A 16,894-nucleotide genomic window follows, 5' to 3' on the forward strand; every position below is an offset into this window, starting at 1 on the left:
CGGACGACCGGGTGTTGGGCCGTCCGGCTGTCCCGGCGTGGGCGTCCGGTGTGGGAACCGGGGCGGCAACCCGGCGTGGGCACCGGGCGCGGCAACCCGGTGTCGGAACCGGGGGCGGTGAACCCGGCTCGCGAACCCGCCCCCGGCCGCCGATGAGTTTCCCGTGACACCGGGGTCTACCTCATGGGAGTGCGCCCCCGATCCGCACACGAAGACGGACACGCGTTCTGAGGAGAATCGGATGACCGGCCAGACCTTCGACTTCGGGCCGCAGGCCCTCGTCGTGGCGCGCCTCGTGGAGGGTGTCACGGACGAGCGGCTCGACGGGGCGACGCCCTGCCCCCGGTACGCGGTACACAACCTGCTCGGGCATCTGGCCGGACTGGCCGTCGCCTTCCGTGACGCCGGACGCAAGGACCTCGGCCCCACGACCGACACCAGCCCCGCCGCCTCCCTGCCCGACGTCGAGCCGGGCTGGCGCGAGGCACTGCCGAAGGCGCTCGACGAACTCGCCGACGCCTGGCGGGACCCGGCCGCCTGGACGGGGACGACCCGGGCCGGGGGAGTGACCCTGCCGGCCGAGGTCGCCGCGGCCGTCGCCGCCGACGAACTGGTCGTGCACGGCTGGGACCTCGCACGGGCCACCGGCCAGGAGTACACCCCCGACGACACGGCCCTCCAGGTGACGCACGGGTTCCTCGCCGGGGTGGCGGACGATCCGACCCGAGTCGGAGGCATCTTCGGCCCCGTCGTCCCGGTGCCCGACGACGCTCCGCTCCTCGACCGGGTGATCGGCCTCAGCGGCCGCGACCCGGGCTGGAAGCCGTAGCGGAGCCCCCGGCGGCGGACCACGATCCGCCGCCACGACTCCACCGCTCCGCCGCGACAGCTCCACCGTCACCGCCCCCACCGATCCCGCCCAGGCCGTTGACGAAACACGGTCACGCTTCTACCGTCGACGCGTCGTACTTCGTACGTCATATATGAGACGCGATACGCGAGACCGGAGAGGCGCGCATGACCGCTGTGCCCACCCCGATTCCCTCCCCGATCCCCTCCCGCACCGAGGTCGTGCTCGAAGGGATCAGACACCGCATCCTCACCGGGCTGCTGATCCCGGGACAGGCCCTGGTCGAGACCGACCTCGCCGCGCAGTTCGGGGTGTCGAAGACGCCGGTGCGCGAGGCGCTCAAGACCCTGGCCGGCACCGGGCTCGTCGTGATGAACCAGTACAAGGGCGTCACGGTGCGCATGGTGGACGCGGACATGGCGCGCGAGGTGTACGACGTACGGCTGCTCCTCGAACCCGAGGCGCTGCGGCGGGTGGTGCGCCGGGGAACCCCCCTCGACGCCGCCCGCGACGCGCTCACCCGTGCCGGCGCCGCCGCCGACGCCGCCGAACGGTCCCTGGCCAACCGGGAGTTCCACCGGGCCCTGTACGCGCCCTGCGGAAACCCGCTGCTCGTCCGGATGCTCGACGAGGTGCGCGACCAGGCGGCCCTCGTCTCCGCCGTCGCCTGGGCCGCCGACCCCTCCTGGGAGCGCGAGGCCGCCGAGCACGCGGAGATCCTGCGCCTCGCCCTCGAAGGCGACGCCGACGGATCGGCCGCGGCGCTGCACGCGCACATCGCCTCGTTCGTACGACGGGCGTTTCCCCGGAGCCAGGAGGAGGACGGACGGGAATGACCGCCGCGTTCGAGACCCAGCGGGCGGCACTCGCCCAGGTCGTGGCGATCCCGGTGACCCCGTTCGCCGAGGACGGCACGATCGACAGGGACGCCCACCGGACCCTGCTGCGCCGGCTGACCGACGCCGGAGTCCGCACCCTCACCCCCAACGGCAACACCGGCGAGTTCTACGCCCTCACCCCCGAGGAGCGCCGTACCGTCGCCGAGTCGACCGTCGAGGAGGCCGGCGACCGCGCGGCCGTCCTCGTCGGCGTCGGCCACGACCTGCCCACCGCCGTCGCCTCCGCACGGCACGCCCGCGCCCTGGGCGCACCGATGGTGATGGTCCATCAGCCCGTGCACCCCTACGTCTCGCAGGCCGGCTGGGTCGACTACCACCGGGCGATCGCCGAGTCCGTGCCGGAGCTGGGCGTCGTGCCCTACGTCCGCAACCCGGCGCTCGCGGGCGCCCGGCTCGCCGAACTCGCGGACGCCTGCCCGAACGTCGTCGGCGTGAAGTACGCCGTCCCCGACGCGGCGCGCTTCGCGGCCTTCGCCCGCGACGCCGGCCTCGGCCGTTTCGTCTGGGTGGCCGGACTCGCCGAGCCGTACGCCCCCTCGTACTTCTCGGCCGGAGCCACCGGATTCACCTCGGGCCTGGTGAACGTCGCCCCAGCCGTCTCGCTGAGCATGATCGAGGCGCTCCGGTCGGGCGACTATCCGGCCGCGATGAGGATCTGGGAGCGGATCCGCCGCTTCGAGGAGCTGCGCGCCGCCGACGCCTCCGCCGACAACGTCTCCGTCGTCAAGGAGGCCCTGTCCTCGCTCGGCCTGTGCCGCCCCGACGTGCGCCCGCCGAGCCGGCGGCTGCCCGCGGGCGAGCGGTCCGAGGTCGCCGCGTTGGCCGCCGGATGGTCCCGGTGAGGCGGCCCGAGGACCTCAGGAGCCATCAGTGGTACGGCACCGACGGGCTCCGCTCGTTCAGCCACCGGGCCAGGACCCGGCAGCTCGGCTACCTCCCCGAGGAGCATCTGGGCAAGCCGGTCGTCGCGATCCTCAACACCTGGTCCGACATCAACCCCTGCCACGCGCACCTTCGCGAACGCGCCCAGGCCGTCAAGAGGGGGGTGTGGCAGGCCGGCGGATTCCCGTTGGAGTTCCCGGTGTCCACGCTGAGCGAGACGTTCCAGAAGCCGACCCCGATGCTGTACCGGAATCTGCTCGCGATGGAGACCGAGGAACTGCTGCGGTCCTACCCGGTGGACGGGGCCGTGCTCATGGGCGGCTGCGACAAGACCACGCCCGCGCTGCTCATGGGGGCCGCCTCGGTCGACCTGCCGGCCGTCTTCGTGCCCGCGGGACCGATGCTCCCGGGCCACTGGCGCGGCGAAGTCCTCGGCTCCGGCACGGACATGTGGAAGTACTGGGACGACAGGAGGGCCGGTCTCATCGGGGACTGCGAGCTGACCGAGCTGGAGAGCGGGCTCGCCCGGTCGCCGGGTCACTGCATGACGATGGGTACCGCGTCCACGCTGACGGCCGCGGCGGAGGCGCTCGGTGTCACCGTTCCCGGCGCGTCGAGCATTCCCGCCGTCGACTCCGGACACGACCGGATGGCGGCGGCGGCCGGGCTCCGTATCGTCGAACTCGTGCACCGGGACCGGCGGTTGTCGCAGATCCTCACCGCCGACGCCTTCGAGGACGCGGTCACCACCGTGCTGGGCATCGGCGGTTCGACCAACGCCGTGATCCATCTGATCGCCATGGCGGGACGGGCCGGAGTCACCCTCACCCTGGACGACTTCGACCGGATCGCCCGGACCGTGCCCGTCCTCGCCGACGTACGGCCCGGCGGCCGCAAGTACCTCATGGAGGACTTCCACTTCGCCGGCGGCCTGCCCGGGTTCCTGTCGCGGATCACCGACCTGCTGCACCTGGACCGGCCCACGGTGTCCCACGACAGCATGCGCGAGCAGCTGGCGGGTGCCCGGGTGCACGACGACGACGTCATCCGCACCCGGGACGACCCGGTCGCGGCGGAGGGCGGAGTCGCCGTCCTGCGCGGCAACCTCTGCCCGGACGGCGCCGTCATCAAGCACATCGCCGCCGAGCCTCGCCTGCTCAGGCACACCGGCCCCGCGGTCGTCTTCGACGACTACCGCACGATGCAGCGCACCATCGACGACCCGTCGCTCGGCATCACCGCGGACAGCGTCCTCGTGCTGCGCGGCTCGGGACCCAAGGGCGGCCCGGGCATGCCCGAGTACGGGATGCTGCCGATCCCCGGCCATCTGCTGAAGCAGGGCGTGAGGGACATGGTGCGGATCTCCGACGCCCGGATGAGCGGCACGAGTTACGGCACGTGCGTGCTGCACGTGGCGCCCGAGTCGTACGTCGGCGGTCCGCTCGCCCTCGTCCGGAGCGGGGACCTGATCACCCTCGACGTCGGAGCGAGGTCGCTCCACCTCCACGTGGACGAGACGGAGCTGGAACGACGGCGGGCCGAGTGGACCCCGCCGCCCGTCCGGTACGAGCGCGGCTACGGGGCCCTCTACACCGAGCAGATCACCCAGGCCGACACCGGCTGCGACTTCGCCTTCCTGGCCCGGCCGGGCAAGGTGCCGGACCCGTACGCGGGCTGAGACCCCGCCGCCGGACGGCCCGTCGTGACCCCGAACCGACACCCGCGGGACGGGACTTGGGGCTCAAGTCGGCCGAAAAGTATGTATCGATCGGGCAAAGGACCTCGCGCTCAGAGGTGTTACGCGCGTAGAAAACCTGTCATGCATAAGCCACTCCGCATCGCGGCCGTCGCCGCGACCTGTGTCGTCGCCGGCGCCGCCCTCTACGGCACGGGCGTCGCCACCGCCGGTCAGTCGACGGCGAATTCGACGCACGAGCCCTACAACATCGGCGTCCTCGTGAAGGACATCGACACCTACTACGGCACCACCGCCGACAGCAACGGTGTCTACCAGGCGTCCCCCGACAGCCAGTACGCCAAGGACCTGGCGCGCCTCGACGCGGCCGCGAAGCGGCACATCGACCAGGCGGCCCGCACGGCCCACCACCGGCACGAGAAGCTGGCCGTCGTCTTCGACATCGACGACACCCTGCTGCTCTCGCTCGACTACGAGAAGAAGACCAACTACACCTACAACTCAGCCTCCTGGGCCGCGTACGTCGCCCAGGCGGACCGTCCGGCCGTCTTCGGCAGCCCCGACCTCGTCAACTACGCCGCTTCCAAGGGCGTCGAGGTCTTCTACAACTCGGGCCTGAAGGAGTCGCAGCGCGTCTCCGCGGTCGACAACCTGAAGAAGATCGGTGTCGACGTCAACCTCGACTCCGCGCACATGTTCCTCAAGGACGCGGCCAACCCGCCCGCCTACCTGAGCGACTGCGCCACCGCCGCCGCCTGGAACTGCACGACGGTGCAGTACAAGTCCGGCACCCGCAAGCACATCGAGTCCCTCGGGTACGACATCGTCGCCAACTTCGGCGACCAGTACTCGGACCTCGACGGCGGCTACGCCGACCGGACCTACAAGCTCCCGAACCCCACGTACTTCGTGAGCTGACGCGCCCCCATGGTCGAACGCCCCCGCCGGTCGTCACCGGCGGGGGCGTTCGTCTGCCGGCCGAGGGGGGCTCAGGCCGGCAGGTCCACACCCTCGATGACGGCGAAAACGCGGGGACGGTTGTCTCCGGCGGGCGAGCGAATCCCCGCACCGGTGCGTCCCGGCCCGCACGGCGGGTCTCAACTCGATTTCCGTAACACGGAGAAAACCTGAAACCGGTTGAAGGAGGGAACAATCCAGCCAGCATCCGCACGCCGAACGCGCAGGCAACGAGGAGAATCGCCATGTCCGAAGCTCAAAAGGTCGACAACCGGCCAAGTGCCGCACCACCGGCGGCAGGTGGGGTCGACGGGTTCTTCAAGATATCCGCCAGAGGTTCCACCATCGGCCGTGAGATACGCGGCGGATTCGCCACCTTCTTCACCATGGCGTACATCCTCGTCCTGAACCCCATCATCCTCGGCAGCGCCAAGGACAAGTTCGGGCACACGCTCGACACCGGCCAACTGGTCACCGCCACCGCGCTGGTGGCGTGCGTGATGACCGTCGTCATGGGCATCGGCGGCAACCTCCCGCTGGCCATCGCCGCGGGCCTCGGCCTCAACGCCGTCGTCGCCTTCCAGCTCGCGCCGCTGATGAGCTGGGACGACGCGATGGGCCTGGTCGTCCTCGAAGGCGTCCTGATCTGCGTCCTGGTGCTCACCGGCCTGCGAGAAGCGATCATGAACGCGATCCCGCAGCAGCTCAAGCAGGCCATCGGCGTCGGCATCGGCCTGTTCATCGCCTTCATCGGCTTCGTGGACGCCGGGTTCGTCAGCCGCATCCCGGACGTCGCGAACACCACCGTGCCCGTCCAGCTCGGCGCGGTGGGCCGGCTCACCGGCTGGCCCGTCCTCGTGTTCTGTCTCGGCGTCCTGCTGACCATCGCGCTGCTCGCCCGCAAGGTGAAGGGCGCGATCCTCATCAGCATCGTCACCATGACGGTGGTGGCGATCGTCGTCAACGCCGTCGCCGACATCAAGAGCTGGGGCCTGACCACCCCCAAGGTCCCGGACAAGATCGTCGCCAGCCCGGACTTCGGGCTCCTCGGTCACTTCAGCCTGTTCGGCGGCTTCGCCGAGGCCGGCGTGCTCACCGCGGTCCTGCTGATCTTCACCCTGGTCCTGTCGGACTTCTTCGACGCCATGGGCACCATCGTCGGGATCAGCGCCGAGGCCGGGCTGCTCGACGAGCAGGGGCAGGTCCCGGGCATCGGCCGGGTGCTGTTCATCGACGGCGCCGCCGCCGTCGCGGGCGGACTTGGCTCCGCCTCCTCCAACACCGCCTACATCGAGTCCGCGGCCGGTGTCGGCGAGGGCGCCCGGACCGGCTTCGCCAACCTGATCACCGGCGGCCTCTTCGGCCTCGCGCTCTTCCTCACCCCGCTGCTGACCATCGTCCCGCTCCAGGCGGCGGCGCCCGCGCTGATCGCGGTCGGCTTCCTGATGATGACGCACGTCAAGCACATCGACTGGGATAGGTTCGAGATCGCGATCCCGGCGTTCCTGACCATCGTCGCGATGCCGTTCACGTACTCCATCACCGACGGCATCGGCGCCGGCTTCATCGCCTACGTCGTCATCAAGGCGGTGCTGGGCAAGGCGAAGGAGGTCAACTGGCTCCTGTGGGCCGTCTCGGCGCTGTTCCTGGTCTACTTCGCGATCGACCCCGTGGAGCAGCTCCTCGGCGTGAAGTGACCGGCCCGCGCGGCCGAGTCCGCACCTGAGGGACCCCGCACCCGAGGGACCCCCGCTCATGAGGGACGACCCCGCACAGGAGAGGCCCCGCACCCCGTCCGACGCGTTCGGCAGGGTGCGGGGCCGTCTCGTGTACGGGCCGGGCGTGCCTCAGTTCTTCAGCGCCGCCCGCATCATCGCCTTGGCCACCGGCGCGGCCAGGCCGTTGCCGCTGACCTCCGAGCGCGCCGCGTCGGACTGCTCGACCATGACCGCGACGGCGACCTCCTTGCCGGTCGCGTCGGACTTCGCGAACGACGTGAACCAGGCGTAGGGCGTCTTGCTGTTCTTCTCGCCGTGCTGGGCCGTGCCGGTCTTGCCGCCCACGGTCGCGCCGGGGATCAGGGCGTTGGTGCCCGTGCCCTTCTCCACGACCGTCTGCATCGCGGACCGGAGCTGCTCGGCGGTCCCCGAGCTCACGATCTCCTTGGTCCCCGCGCTGTCGTCGTAGTTCTTCAGCACATCGCCGCCGGAGTCGCTGGTCTGCGACACCATGTGCGGGGAGACCAGCTTGCCGTCGTTGGCAATGGCGGCGGACACCATGGCCATCTGGAGCGGGGTGGCGGTGACGTCGTACTGCCCGATACCGGTCAGCGCGGTGGACGACTTGTCCATGCCCGTGGGGTACACACTGGCGAACGCGCGCACCGGCACGTCCTGCTTCGTGTCGTTGAACCCGAACTTCTCCGCCATCGCCCTGACCTTGTCCTGGCCCAGGTCGACGGCCATCTTGCCGAAGACGTTGTTGCAGGAGTACTGGAGGGCGACCCGGATCGAGGCGTCCTTGCAGGGCGCGGACCTGTTCTCGTTGGTCAGGGGGGTCGTCGTGCCCGGCAGGGTGTACGGGTCGGGGCTGTCCGTGTGCTTGTCCACGTTCGGGTAGAGGCCGTCCTCCAGCGCGGCGGCCGCGACGACCAGCTTGAACGTCGAGCCCGGCGGCAGCGGCTGCCGCAGCGCGCGGTTGACCAGCGGCTTGTCGGGGTCCTTGGTCAGCTTGGTCCAGACGGCGCTGTTGCCCGCGCTGATCGTCGAGGGGTCGTACGACGGTGTCGAGACGACCGCGAGGATCTTGCCGGTCTTCGGGTCGATCGCGACGGCGGCGCCCTTGTTGTTCCCCAGCGCCGCGTACCCGGCCTTCTGCACCGCCGGGTCGATCGTCGTGACCACGTCACCGGGGTCGGCGCGCTTGCCGGTGAGCGTGTCCAGGGGGTTCTTCAGCGAGATGTCCGAGCCGTCCAGCAGCTTCTGGTAGACACCCTCCAGCAGCGTGGCTCCGTAGACCTGCGAGCTGTAGCCGGTGACCGCCGCGTACAGGCTGCCGTCCTTGTACGTCCGCTTGTACTTGAGGTCGCTCCCTGTCGTCTGTGCGGAGCCGGTGATCGCCTCACCGCCCACGATGATGTTCCCGAGCGGGTTCGCGTACAGCGCTATCGCGTTCCGCCGGTTGTCCTTGTCGTCCGCGAGTGCCTGCCCGTCGTAGAACTGCACCCAGGTCGCCCTCACCAGCAGAGAGAGCACGAGCAGCAGAGTGAAGACGGCGGCACGCCTGATCGTCTTGTTCATTCCGCACAGAAGGACGAGTGATCGGGGGCGAATCGTTCCCGCGCGTCCTGATTCTCATCGATCCCTCAGGAGGCCGGCCCCGTACGGAACCGGCCTCGTGCGCCCGTCAGAGCCTGCGGGTGGCCAGGGTGAGGCGGTCGCGGGCGTCGAACAGGGCGTCCTTGACCGTCTGCTCGTGCGCGGGGGTGAGCCTGGCCACAGGGACCGAGCAGCTGATCGCGTCACGCGAGGGCGTGCGGTACGGGATCGCCACGCCGAAGCAGCGCAGCCCCAGCGTGTTCTCCTCGCGGTCCACCGCGAAGCCCTGCTCCCGCACCTGGTGCAGCTCCTCGATGAGCTTCTCCCGGTCGGTGATCGTGTGCTCGGTCAGCGCGGGGAGGGTCTCCGGCAGCATCTTGCGGACCTGCTCGTCGGCGTAGGTGGCGAGCAGCGCCTTGCCGAGCGAGGTGGAGTGGGCGGGGAGGCGGCGGCCGACCCGGGTGAAGGGGCGCAGATAGTGCTGCGACTGCCGGGTGGCCAGATAGACGACGTTGGTGCCGTCCAGGCGCGCGAGGTGGATCGTCTCGGTGGTGTCGTCGGAGAGCCGGTCGAGGGTGGGGCGGGCCGCGGCGACCACCTCGTCGCCGTCGATGTACGAGGTGCCGACCAGCAGGGCCCGTACGCCGATGCCGTACCGCGTGCCCGTCGCGTCCGTCTCGACCCAGCCGAGCTCCACGAGCGTGCGCAGCAGCATGTACAGGCTGGACTTGGGATATCCGACGGCCTCCTGGACCGCGGCGAGGGAATGCATTCCGGGCCGGCCGGCGAAGTACTCCAGCAATTCAACGGTCCGCACCGCGGACTTGACCTGCGCCCCGCCGCCTGTCTCGCCTGCCGACATCGCCCTTGACCCCTTCGTTGGACGGGAAATAGTCTCCGACCGAGAGTTCACCATCAGAGACAGCGTTCAGCATATCGAACAGCCCTGGTGAGTGACACAAGAACGGTGGCATCACAGGTGAAGGGACCCGCGGTGGCAGCAGCACCAGTCTGGAGTGTCGACCCCCGTACCGGGAAGCAGCGGGAGCAGGTTGCGGTGGAGGCCACGGGCCAGGAGGTGGACGAGGCCGTCCGCGCCGCGCACGCCGCGCGTCCCGCCCTCGCCGACCGCACGGTGCGCTCCGCGTTCCTGCGTACCGCCGCCGACCTGCTCGAAGGCGCCAAGGACCTGCTGGTCGAGGCGGCCGACGCGGAGACCGCGCTCGGCCCGGTCCGGCTCACCGGCGAACTCGCCCGCACCTGCTACCAGCTGCGCGCCTTCGCCGGGATCGTGGACGAGGGCGCCTTCCTCGACGTCGTGATCGACCACCCGGACGGCACGGCCACCCCGCCGGTCCCGGACCTGCGCCGTTACAAGGTGCCGCTGGGCGTGGTCGCCGTCTACGCCGCCTCGAACTTCCCCTTCGCCTTCTCGGTGCCCGGCGGCGACACGGCGAGCGCGCTGGCCGCGGGCTGCCCGGTCGTCGTCAAGGCCCACCCCGACCATCCGGCCCTGTCCGAGCTGGTTGCGGCCGTCCTGCGCCGCGCGGCCGCCCGGCACGGCATCCCCGAGGGCGTCCTCGGCCTGGTGCACGGCTTCGAGGCCGGCGTCGAACTGGTCAGGCACCCCTTGGTCACGGCGGCCGGCTTCACCGGTTCCGTCCGGGGCGGGCGGGCCCTGTTCGACGCGGCCGCCGCGCGTCCGGTGCCGATCCCGTTCCACGGCGAGCTGGGCTCGCTCAACCCGGTCGTCGTCACGGAGGCCGCCGCCGCCGAGCGCGCCGAGGAGATCGGCACGGGACTCGCCGGCTCGATGACGCTGGGCGTCGGACAGTTCTGCGTGAAGCCGGGCCTGGTGCTCGCTCCGGCCGGAGCCTCGGGCGACCGGCTGCTGAAGTCCCTGACCGACGCGGTGAGCGACACCGCCGCCGGGGTCCTGCTCGACCACCGCATGCGCGACAACTTCGTCGCCGGGGTCGCCGAGCGCGCCGCGCTCCCGGACGTCCAGGCCCCGGTCACCCCGGGCGCCGCGAGCGAGCACACGGTGAGCCCGGGCTTCCTGACCGTGCCCGCGAACAGGCTCGCCACCGAGGGCGAGCACGACCTGCTCCTGGAGGAGTGCTTCGGGCCGCTCACGGTCGTGGCGCGCTACGAGGACGAGTCCGAGGCCGGCGCGGTGCTCGCCCGGCTCCCCGGCAACCTCACGGCCACCGTGCAGCTCTCCGCCGAGGAGGCCGCGGGCGAGGGACGCGGGGCGGAGATCCTCGCCGAACTCACCTCGCTGGCGGGCCGGGTCCTGGTGAACGGCTGGCCGACCGGCGTCGCCGTCGCACCGGCCCAGCACCACGGGGGCCCGTACCCGGCGACGACCTCGACGTCCACCTCGGTCGGCGGCAGCGCCATCGAACGCTGGATGCGGCCGGTCGCCTACCAGGGCGTGCCCGAGGCCCTGCTGCCGCCCGAACTGCGCGACGACAACCCGCTGGGGCTGCCCCGCCGCTACGACGGACGCCTGGAGCGCTAGCACTCCTTCGTCGCGAAGGGCCGGTTCCGCGGGGACCGGCCCTTCCGGCGTGGGCCGCGCGTGGCGCACGGCCGGCCGCGCGACACCTCGCCTCCCCGGGTGGGGCGGCCCCCGACCTGAGAGACTCGGCCCATGGACGTCACACTCCCCGAACTCCCCTTCTCCTTCCGCACCTACGGACCCGACGGGCACTGGTCCTACGAGGACGGAGTGCTCACCGGGTGGGCAGGTCCCCGGCAGGACCGCTTCGTCCCGCCCACCGGCGAGGGACTCGACCCGGCCTCCGACGCGCCCCGGCTGCTCGGCTCGCCCGAGGGGGACTTCCAGCTGATCGCCCGGGTGACGGTGGGCTTCGGGGCGGCCTTCGACGCGGGCGTGCTCTACGTCCACGTCGGCGAGCGGGCCTGGGCCAAGCTGTGCCTGGAGAACTCCCCGGACGTGCCCACCGTCTGCACGGTGGTCACCAGGGAGCACTCCGACGACGCCAACTCCTTCACCGTGGACGGCAGTTCCGTCTGGCTGCGGGTGAGCCGCACCGGCCGCGCCTTCGCCTTCCACGCCTCCCGCGACGGCGAGCGCTGGACCTTCGTCCGCCTGTTCACCCTGGCCGGCGAGAAGGAGACCGGGGCCGCGCTGGTGGGCTTCATGACCCAGTCGCCGATGGGCGAGGGCTGCGTCGTGACGTACGACCACATCGAGTTCAGGCCCGACTGGCCGAGTGACCTGAGAGACGGAAGCTGAGGGCGAACGTCACCGTGAGCAGGGCCGCGCCGACGGCCAGGCTCAGCCGCATCCCCGCCTCGAAGCCGTGCGCGAGCAGCGCGCCGAACACGGCGATGCCCAGGCCCCCGGACACCTGACGGGCCGCGTTGAGGACCCCGGCCGCCAGCCCCGCCCGCTCGGCGGGCACGGCGTCCATCATCGCGGTGGTGAGCGGCGGCACCGTCAGCGCGCACCCCAGCGCCAGCGGGATCAGCAGGAGCGCCACCACCACCGGGGGCGTGCTCGCGTCGACGCACAGCAGGACGAGCAGTCCAGCGGCGGCCACCGGCTGCCCCAGCAGCATCGGCAGCCGGGGACCGTAGCGTCCCGTGAGCTTGCCGGCCACCACGTTCGTCACCGCGATCAGGCTCGTCATCGGCAGGAACAACAGCCCGGCGTACAGCGCCGAGTGGTGCTGGACCTGCTGGAAGAAGAGCGAGAAGACGAACACCATGCTGTAGAAGGCCACGCTGACCGCCGAGCCCGCGGCGACCGTCGTGGCCACGGTCCGGTTCCGGAACAGGCCGAGCGGCACCACCGGGTGCGCCTGGCGCTTCTCGATCCACAGGAACGCGGCGCCCGCGGCCACGGCCACCGGCAGCGCGGCCAGACCCGGGGTCCCGCCCTCGATCACCGCGAAGGCCAGCGCCGCGAGGGCCACCACCGCCGTCAGCTGTCCGGGCAGGTCCAGCGGGGCCGGGCGGGGCCGCGAGCGGGGTGCCCGCACGAGCAGCAGGAGGATCACCGCGCCCACCGGCACGTTGACGAAGAAGATGCCCCGCCAGTTCCAGACCGTGGTCAGCGCGCCGCCGGCCACGGGACCGAGCGCGACCGCGAGGGATCCGCCCGCGGCCCAGGCGGCCACCGCGCGGGCCCGCCGCGCCGGTTCCGGGAACGCCTGGCGCACCAGCGCCAGCGAGGCCGGGAGCACGACCGCGGCCGCGACCCCCTGCACCACCCGGGCGGCGACCAGGGCGGGCAGGCCCGGGGCCAGTCCGCAGGCCACCGAGGCGAGCGTGAACACCGCGGTGCCCAGCGCGTACGCCCGGCTCGCCCCGGCCCGGTCCGAGAAGGCGCCGGTGGAAAGCATCAGGGCGGCGAAGGCCAGGGTGTAGGCGTCCACCACCCACTGGAGGCCGGACATCCCGGCGCCGAACGATGAGCCGATCGTCGGCAGGGCCACGTTCACCACGGACGCGTCGAGACAGGTCAGTCCGAAGCCGAGCAGCGCGGCGGTGAGGGTGAGCGCGGAGGAGGACCTCCCGGTCCCCGACTCCCGCTGGGCGACGGCGGGTTCGCCGGCCCTGGACATCTGGTTCGTTGGCATGTCCCCATGCTGCGGACTCGGGGCGCCGTACAGTAGTGGCCCGAATGCCATACGTCCGGAGGTTCTGGCCATGCCCGAGCGGCTCGCCCCCCACCGCGTCACCGTCATCGCCCCTTCCCCCGTCGCGCTGTTCAACCTCGCGATGCCGGAGATGCTGTTCGACAAGGTCCGGGTGGACGGGCGGCCCGGCTACGAGGTGGTCGTCTGCACGGCCGAGCCGGGACCCCTGCCCACGACCGGCGGACTCGACCTGTACGTCCCGCACGGTCTGGAGGCCGTGCGCGAGGCGGACACGGTGGTCGTCGCGGGCACCGGGGCACCCTTCGAGCCTGACCCGAGGATCGTGGAGGTCCTCCGCGAGGCCGCCGCCGCGGGCAAGCGCATCGCCTCCATCTGCACCGGCGCCTTCCAGCTCGCAGAGGCGGGCCTGCTCCAGGGCCGCAGGGCCACCACGTACTGGGCCCACGCCGGAGCGATGCGCCGCCGCTACCCGCAGGTCGAGCTGTGCGGGGACGTGCTGTACGTGCAGGACGGCCCCTACCTCACCTCCTCCGGCTACGCCGCCGGCATCGACCTGTGTCTGCACGTCATCCGCACCGACTACGGGGCCGCCGTCGCCAACGAGGTCGCGCGCCTCGCCCTGGTCGCCCCCGTACGGCCGGGCGGCCAGACCCAGTTCACCCAGACCCCGCTGCCTCCCGAGCGCGGCAACGCCTGCGCCGACACCCGCGGCTGGGCCATGCGCAACCTCGACAAGCCGCTCACCCTGACCGACCTGGCCCGGCACGCGGGCGTCAGCGTGCGCACCCTCACGCGCAGGTTCCACGCCGAGAGCGGGGTCAGTCCGCTCCAGTGGCTGCTCCACCAGCGCGTGGAGCGGGCCAAGGAACTCCTGGAGACCACGACCCTGCCGATGGACCAGGTGGCCGAGGCCTGCGGACTGGGCACGGCCGACTCGCTGCGCGCCCATGTGGTCCGCCGCACCGGTCTCACCCCGAGCGCCTACCGGACCCAGTTCAGCCGGCACGGAACGGTGACCGGAGGCGGCGGGGGAGCGGCGGTGACCGGAACCGCGGGCGCGGCCGTCGCGTCCTCCGTTGCATGATCAGTGACCGTGTGACCGGCGGGCTGGTGATCCGCACCGCCCTGCCCCTCGAAGCCGAGACCATCGCCGATCTGCACGTCCGGGCCCGTTCGACGTACTACCCGGGCGGCCTCCCGCAGGGCGACATCGACTGGGGCGAGGCCTGGCGCGGCTCCATCACGCGCCCCGACGGCCATGTGCTGTGCGCCGTCGTACAGGGACGGATCGTCGGCATCGCCTCCTTCCGTACGGCCGAGGGCGCGCCCGCCGACACGGTGAAGCTCTTCCAGTTCCACGTCGACCCCGGCCACTGGCGGGCCGGGATCGGCAGGGCCCTGCACGCGGCCTGCGTGGAGCAGTGGCAGGCGGACCGCAAGCGCACGGCGACCCTCGACGTGCACACCGACAACCTGCGCGCCCAGGCCTTCTACGCCCGCCTCGGCTGGGCCCCCGACCCGGAGAACCCGCCCGAGGAGGGCGACCACCACCTGTATCTGCGGTACGCCGTGGCCGGGCGGGCGGACGGGGCCGCGACCGGGCGGGCGGAGGCGGCCGGGGAATGACCCGAGCCGCTTGAACGTTCACGTAATGACGACCCCGAAGGGTGTCCCGTAACCGTACGACCTGGAGAGAGCCGAAGAATGCGCGTCGAGATCTGGTCCGACATCGCCTGCCCGTGGTGCTACGTCGGAAAGGCCCGCTTCGAGAAGGCGCTCGACGCCTTTCCGCACCGTGACGAGGTCGAGGTCGTGCACCGCTCGTTCGAGCTGGACCCCGGCCGGGCCAAGGGCGACATCCAGCCCGTGATCACGATGCTCACCAAGAAGTACGGCATGAGCGAGGCGCAGGCCCAGGCGGGCGAGGAGAACCTCGGCACCCAGGCCGCCGCCGAGGGCCTCGACTACCGCACCCGGGACCGCGACCACGGCAACACCTTCGACATGCACCGCCTGCTGCACCTCGCCAAGGCCCGGGGCCGCCAGGACGAGCTGATCGGCGTCTTCTACAAGGCCAACTTCGCCGAGGAGCGGACCGTCTTCGGCGACGACGAGCGGCTCGTGGAGCTGTCCGTCGCCGCCGGGCTCGACGCCGACGAGGCCCGCGCGGTGCTCGCCGACCCGGACGCGTACGCCGACGACGTCCGCGCCGACGAGCGCGAGGCCGCCGAACTGGGCGCGAACGGCGTCCCCTTCTTCGTCCTGGACCGCACCTACGGTGTCTCCGGCGCGCAGCCCGCCGAGGTCTTCGCCCAGGCGCTGACCCAGGCCTGGGGCGAGCGTCCCGGGCTCACGCTCATCCAGGCCGCCGACGCCGACGCCGACGCCGAGGTGTGTGGGCCGGACGGCTGCGCCGTTCCGCAGAACTGAGACGTGCCGCAAGGGGGCCCCGGCGCGGGAAGCCGCAGGTCGGGGCCCATGTATAAGCATCACTTAGGGAAACCGCGCAAAATCGCGCAATGGACTTGGGCTTCGTCCGGGCCCACAGTGGTCCCATGGAGACCTTCGAGACCCTCGTCCGTGCCGAGTTCGCCCCGGAGAACACCTTCCTGAACACGGCCAGCAGCGGCCTGCTGCCGGCCCGTACCGTCGCGGCCCTGCACGGGGCGGTGGCGCTGCGGGCCGCGGGCAGGCCCCTCGACCCGCTCTTCGAGGACGTCGAGCTGGCCCGTGCCGCCTTCGCCCGGCTGGCCGGTGTCCCGGCCTCCCGGGTCGCGGCCGGTCCCTCCGTCGCCGCGCAGAGCGCGCTCGTCGCGACCGGGCTGGCCCCGGGAGCCGAAGTCCTCACCGCCGAGGACGACTTCACCTCCGTCCTGAACCCGTTCCATGTCCGCGGCGACCTGAAGGTCCGCGCCGTACCGCTGGAACGGCTCGCCGAGTCCGTGCGGCCCGGCACCGCGCTCGTCGCCGTCAGCGCCGCGCAGTCCGCCGACGGGCGGATCGCCGACCTGCCCGCGCTGCGCGAGGCCGCCCGCACCCACGGGGCGCGCACCTACGTCGACTTCTCGCAGTCGGCGGGCTGGCTCCCGTTCGACGCCGCCGCCTACGACTTCACCGTGTGCACCACCTTCAAGTGGCTGCTCGGCCCGCACGGCGCGGCCTTCCTCGTCGTGCCCGAGGACTTCGGCGGACTCACCCCGCTGCTCGCGGGCTGGGTCGCCGCGGAGGAGCCCTGGAACAGCTGCTACGGCCCGGTGCAGGAACTCGCCCACTCCGCACGCCGGTTCGACGTGAGCCCCGCCCTGTTCACCTTCGCGGGGGTGCGTCACTCCCTCGCGCTGATCGAGGAACTCGGCGTGGACGCCGTACACGCGCACGACCTCTCCCTCGCCGGCCGGTTCCGCACGGGGCTGGCGTCGCTCGGTCACGAGCCGCTGCCCGCACCCGGCTCCGCCATCGTCTCGGTGCCCGGACTGGGCCACCGCCAGGGCGAGTTGAGCCGGGCCGGGATCGAGGTGTCGAACCGCGCGGGCAATCTGCGGGCCTCGTTCCACCTCTACAACACCGCCGCCGATGTCGACCGGCTGCTGGACGTGCTCTCCGGCTGACCGCGGGAACGGCGGACGGCCCCCGGGGAGCGTGTTCCCGGGGGGCCGTCC

15 protein-coding genes are annotated in these 16,894 nt (G+C 71.9%); 12 read left to right on the plus strand and 3 right to left on the minus strand.

The genetic code is table 11. The features are described from left to right. Positions 1-241 precede the first annotated feature (241 nt). From ACFWI4_RS38295 to ACFWI4_RS38320, 6 genes are all read left to right on the plus strand, one after another. Positions 242-829 (plus strand): TIGR03086 family metal-binding protein, encoded by a 588-nt coding sequence (locus ACFWI4_RS38295; RefSeq protein WP_387205940.1) that lies wholly within the window; start codon positions 242-244, stop codon positions 827-829. A gap of 188 nt (positions 830-1,017) precedes the next feature. After that, complete coding sequence (locus tag ACFWI4_RS38300) at positions 1,018-1,686, plus strand: GntR family transcriptional regulator (protein ID WP_387205942.1); 669 nt, start codon at positions 1,018-1,020, stop codon at positions 1,684-1,686. Then, a complete protein-coding gene (locus tag ACFWI4_RS38305; protein WP_387205944.1) occupies positions 1,683-2,591 on the plus strand; it encodes a dihydrodipicolinate synthase family protein in 909 nt (302 codons plus the stop codon). The genes ACFWI4_RS38300 and ACFWI4_RS38305 overlap by 4 nt, the downstream gene beginning before the upstream one ends. Next, entirely contained in the window at positions 2,579-4,309 is a 1,731-nt protein-coding gene (gene araD, locus ACFWI4_RS38310; RefSeq protein WP_387205946.1) for an L-arabinonate dehydratase, read from the plus strand. The genes ACFWI4_RS38305 and araD overlap by 13 nt, the downstream gene beginning before the upstream one ends. A 141-nt stretch (positions 4,310-4,450) precedes the next feature. Further along, the gene (locus ACFWI4_RS38315) at positions 4,451-5,245 is read left to right on the plus strand and encodes an HAD family acid phosphatase (RefSeq protein WP_387205948.1); all 795 of its coding nucleotides are present in this window, start codon (positions 4,451-4,453) and stop codon (positions 5,243-5,245) included. A gap of 284 nt (positions 5,246-5,529) precedes the next feature. After that, positions 5,530-6,981, plus strand: coding sequence for an NCS2 family permease (locus tag ACFWI4_RS38320; RefSeq protein WP_385405546.1), 1,452 nt, complete (start codon positions 5,530-5,532; stop codon positions 6,979-6,981). A gap of 150 nt (positions 6,982-7,131) precedes the next feature. Here ACFWI4_RS38320 and ACFWI4_RS38325 read toward each other — a convergent pair whose 3' ends face one another. Further along, the gene (locus ACFWI4_RS38325; protein ID WP_387205951.1) at positions 7,132-8,583 is read right to left on the minus strand and encodes a peptidoglycan D,D-transpeptidase FtsI family protein; all 1,452 of its coding nucleotides are present in this window, start codon (positions 8,581-8,583) and stop codon (positions 7,132-7,134) included. A gap of 106 nt (positions 8,584-8,689) precedes the next feature. After that, positions 8,690-9,463: an IclR family transcriptional regulator gene (locus ACFWI4_RS38330; RefSeq protein WP_385405540.1), complete on the minus strand. Its 774-nt coding sequence runs from the start codon at positions 9,461-9,463 to the stop codon at positions 8,690-8,692. 132 nt (positions 9,464-9,595) lie between these two features. On the opposite strand from ACFWI4_RS38330, the gene ACFWI4_RS38335 reads away from it, so the two are divergent. Together ACFWI4_RS38335 and ACFWI4_RS38340 are read left to right on the plus strand one after the other, a co-directional pair. Next, positions 9,596-11,125, plus strand: coding sequence for an aldehyde dehydrogenase (NADP(+)) (locus tag ACFWI4_RS38335; protein ID WP_387205953.1), 1,530 nt, complete (start codon positions 9,596-9,598; stop codon positions 11,123-11,125). A gap of 132 nt (positions 11,126-11,257) precedes the next feature. Further along, on the plus strand, positions 11,258-11,866 hold the full coding sequence (locus tag ACFWI4_RS38340; protein WP_385405534.1) for a DUF1349 domain-containing protein: 609 nt from the start codon (positions 11,258-11,260) through the stop codon (positions 11,864-11,866). Here ACFWI4_RS38340 and ACFWI4_RS38345 read toward each other — a convergent pair. After that, positions 11,826-13,214 carry an MFS transporter gene (locus tag ACFWI4_RS38345; RefSeq protein ID WP_387205956.1) on the minus strand — a complete coding sequence of 463 codons (1,389 nt, stop codon included), beginning with the start codon at positions 13,212-13,214 and terminating at the stop codon, positions 11,826-11,828. The genes ACFWI4_RS38340 and ACFWI4_RS38345 overlap by 41 nt on opposite strands. A 70-nt stretch (positions 13,215-13,284) precedes the next feature. Between ACFWI4_RS38345 and ACFWI4_RS38350 the strand changes: the two genes are divergently transcribed. From ACFWI4_RS38350 to ACFWI4_RS38365, 4 genes are all read left to right on the plus strand, one after another. Next, positions 13,285-14,319 carry a GlxA family transcriptional regulator gene (locus ACFWI4_RS38350; RefSeq protein WP_387205958.1) on the plus strand — a complete coding sequence of 345 codons (1,035 nt, stop codon included), beginning with the start codon at positions 13,285-13,287 and terminating at the stop codon, positions 14,317-14,319. Then, on the plus strand, positions 14,316-14,861 hold the full coding sequence (locus ACFWI4_RS38355; protein WP_387205960.1) for a GNAT family N-acetyltransferase: 546 nt from the start codon (positions 14,316-14,318) through the stop codon (positions 14,859-14,861). Before ACFWI4_RS38350 ends, ACFWI4_RS38355 begins: the two co-directional genes overlap by 4 nt. 78 nt (positions 14,862-14,939) lie before the next feature. Beyond that, positions 14,940-15,665, plus strand: coding sequence for a DsbA family oxidoreductase (locus ACFWI4_RS38360; protein WP_385405522.1), 726 nt, complete (start codon positions 14,940-14,942; stop codon positions 15,663-15,665). Positions 15,666-15,790: 125 nt separating this feature from the next. Beyond that, positions 15,791-16,843, plus strand: coding sequence for an aminotransferase class V-fold PLP-dependent enzyme (locus ACFWI4_RS38365; protein ID WP_387205964.1), 1,053 nt, complete (start codon positions 15,791-15,793; stop codon positions 16,841-16,843). Positions 16,844-16,894 lie beyond the last annotated feature (51 nt).

Origin of the sequence: Streptomyces sp. NPDC127038 (assembly GCF_042725875.1) — a bacterium.
GTDB lineage: Bacteria > Actinomycetota > Actinomycetes > Streptomycetales > Streptomycetaceae > Streptomyces.

What these genes read in the sequence shown, in the direction of transcription:
- ACFWI4_RS38360 (WP_385405522.1), top strand. Translation starts at nt 14,940, where the DNA reads ATGCGCGTCGAGATCTGGTCCGACATCGCCTGCCCGTGGTGCTACGTC.
- ACFWI4_RS38320 (WP_385405546.1), top strand. Translation starts at nt 5,530, where the DNA reads ATGTCCGAAGCTCAAAAGGTCGACAACCGGCCAAGTGCCGCACCACCG.
- ACFWI4_RS38325 (WP_387205951.1), bottom strand. Translation starts at nt 8,583, where the DNA reads ATGAACAAGACGATCAGGCGTGCCGCCGTCTTCACTCTGCTGCTCGTG.
- ACFWI4_RS38350 (WP_387205958.1), top strand. Translation starts at nt 13,285, where the DNA reads ATGCCCGAGCGGCTCGCCCCCCACCGCGTCACCGTCATCGCCCCTTCC.
- ACFWI4_RS38340 (WP_385405534.1), top strand. Translation starts at nt 11,258, where the DNA reads ATGGACGTCACACTCCCCGAACTCCCCTTCTCCTTCCGCACCTACGGA.
- ACFWI4_RS38305 (WP_387205944.1), top strand. Translation starts at nt 1,683, where the DNA reads ATGACCGCCGCGTTCGAGACCCAGCGGGCGGCACTCGCCCAGGTCGTG.
- ACFWI4_RS38345 (WP_387205956.1), bottom strand. Translation starts at nt 13,214, where the DNA reads ATGCCAACGAACCAGATGTCCAGGGCCGGCGAACCCGCCGTCGCCCAG.
- ACFWI4_RS38365 (WP_387205964.1), top strand. Translation starts at nt 15,791, where the DNA reads ATGGAGACCTTCGAGACCCTCGTCCGTGCCGAGTTCGCCCCGGAGAAC.
- araD (WP_387205946.1), top strand. Translation starts at nt 2,579, where the DNA reads ATGGTCCCGGTGAGGCGGCCCGAGGACCTCAGGAGCCATCAGTGGTAC.
- ACFWI4_RS38330 (WP_385405540.1), bottom strand. Translation starts at nt 9,463, where the DNA reads ATGTCGGCAGGCGAGACAGGCGGCGGGGCGCAGGTCAAGTCCGCGGTG.
- ACFWI4_RS38315 (WP_387205948.1), top strand. Translation starts at nt 4,451, where the DNA reads ATGCATAAGCCACTCCGCATCGCGGCCGTCGCCGCGACCTGTGTCGTC.
- ACFWI4_RS38355 (WP_387205960.1), top strand. Translation starts at nt 14,316, where the DNA reads ATGATCAGTGACCGTGTGACCGGCGGGCTGGTGATCCGCACCGCCCTG.
- ACFWI4_RS38300 (WP_387205942.1), top strand. Translation starts at nt 1,018, where the DNA reads ATGACCGCTGTGCCCACCCCGATTCCCTCCCCGATCCCCTCCCGCACC.
- ACFWI4_RS38295 (WP_387205940.1), top strand. Translation starts at nt 242, where the DNA reads ATGACCGGCCAGACCTTCGACTTCGGGCCGCAGGCCCTCGTCGTGGCG.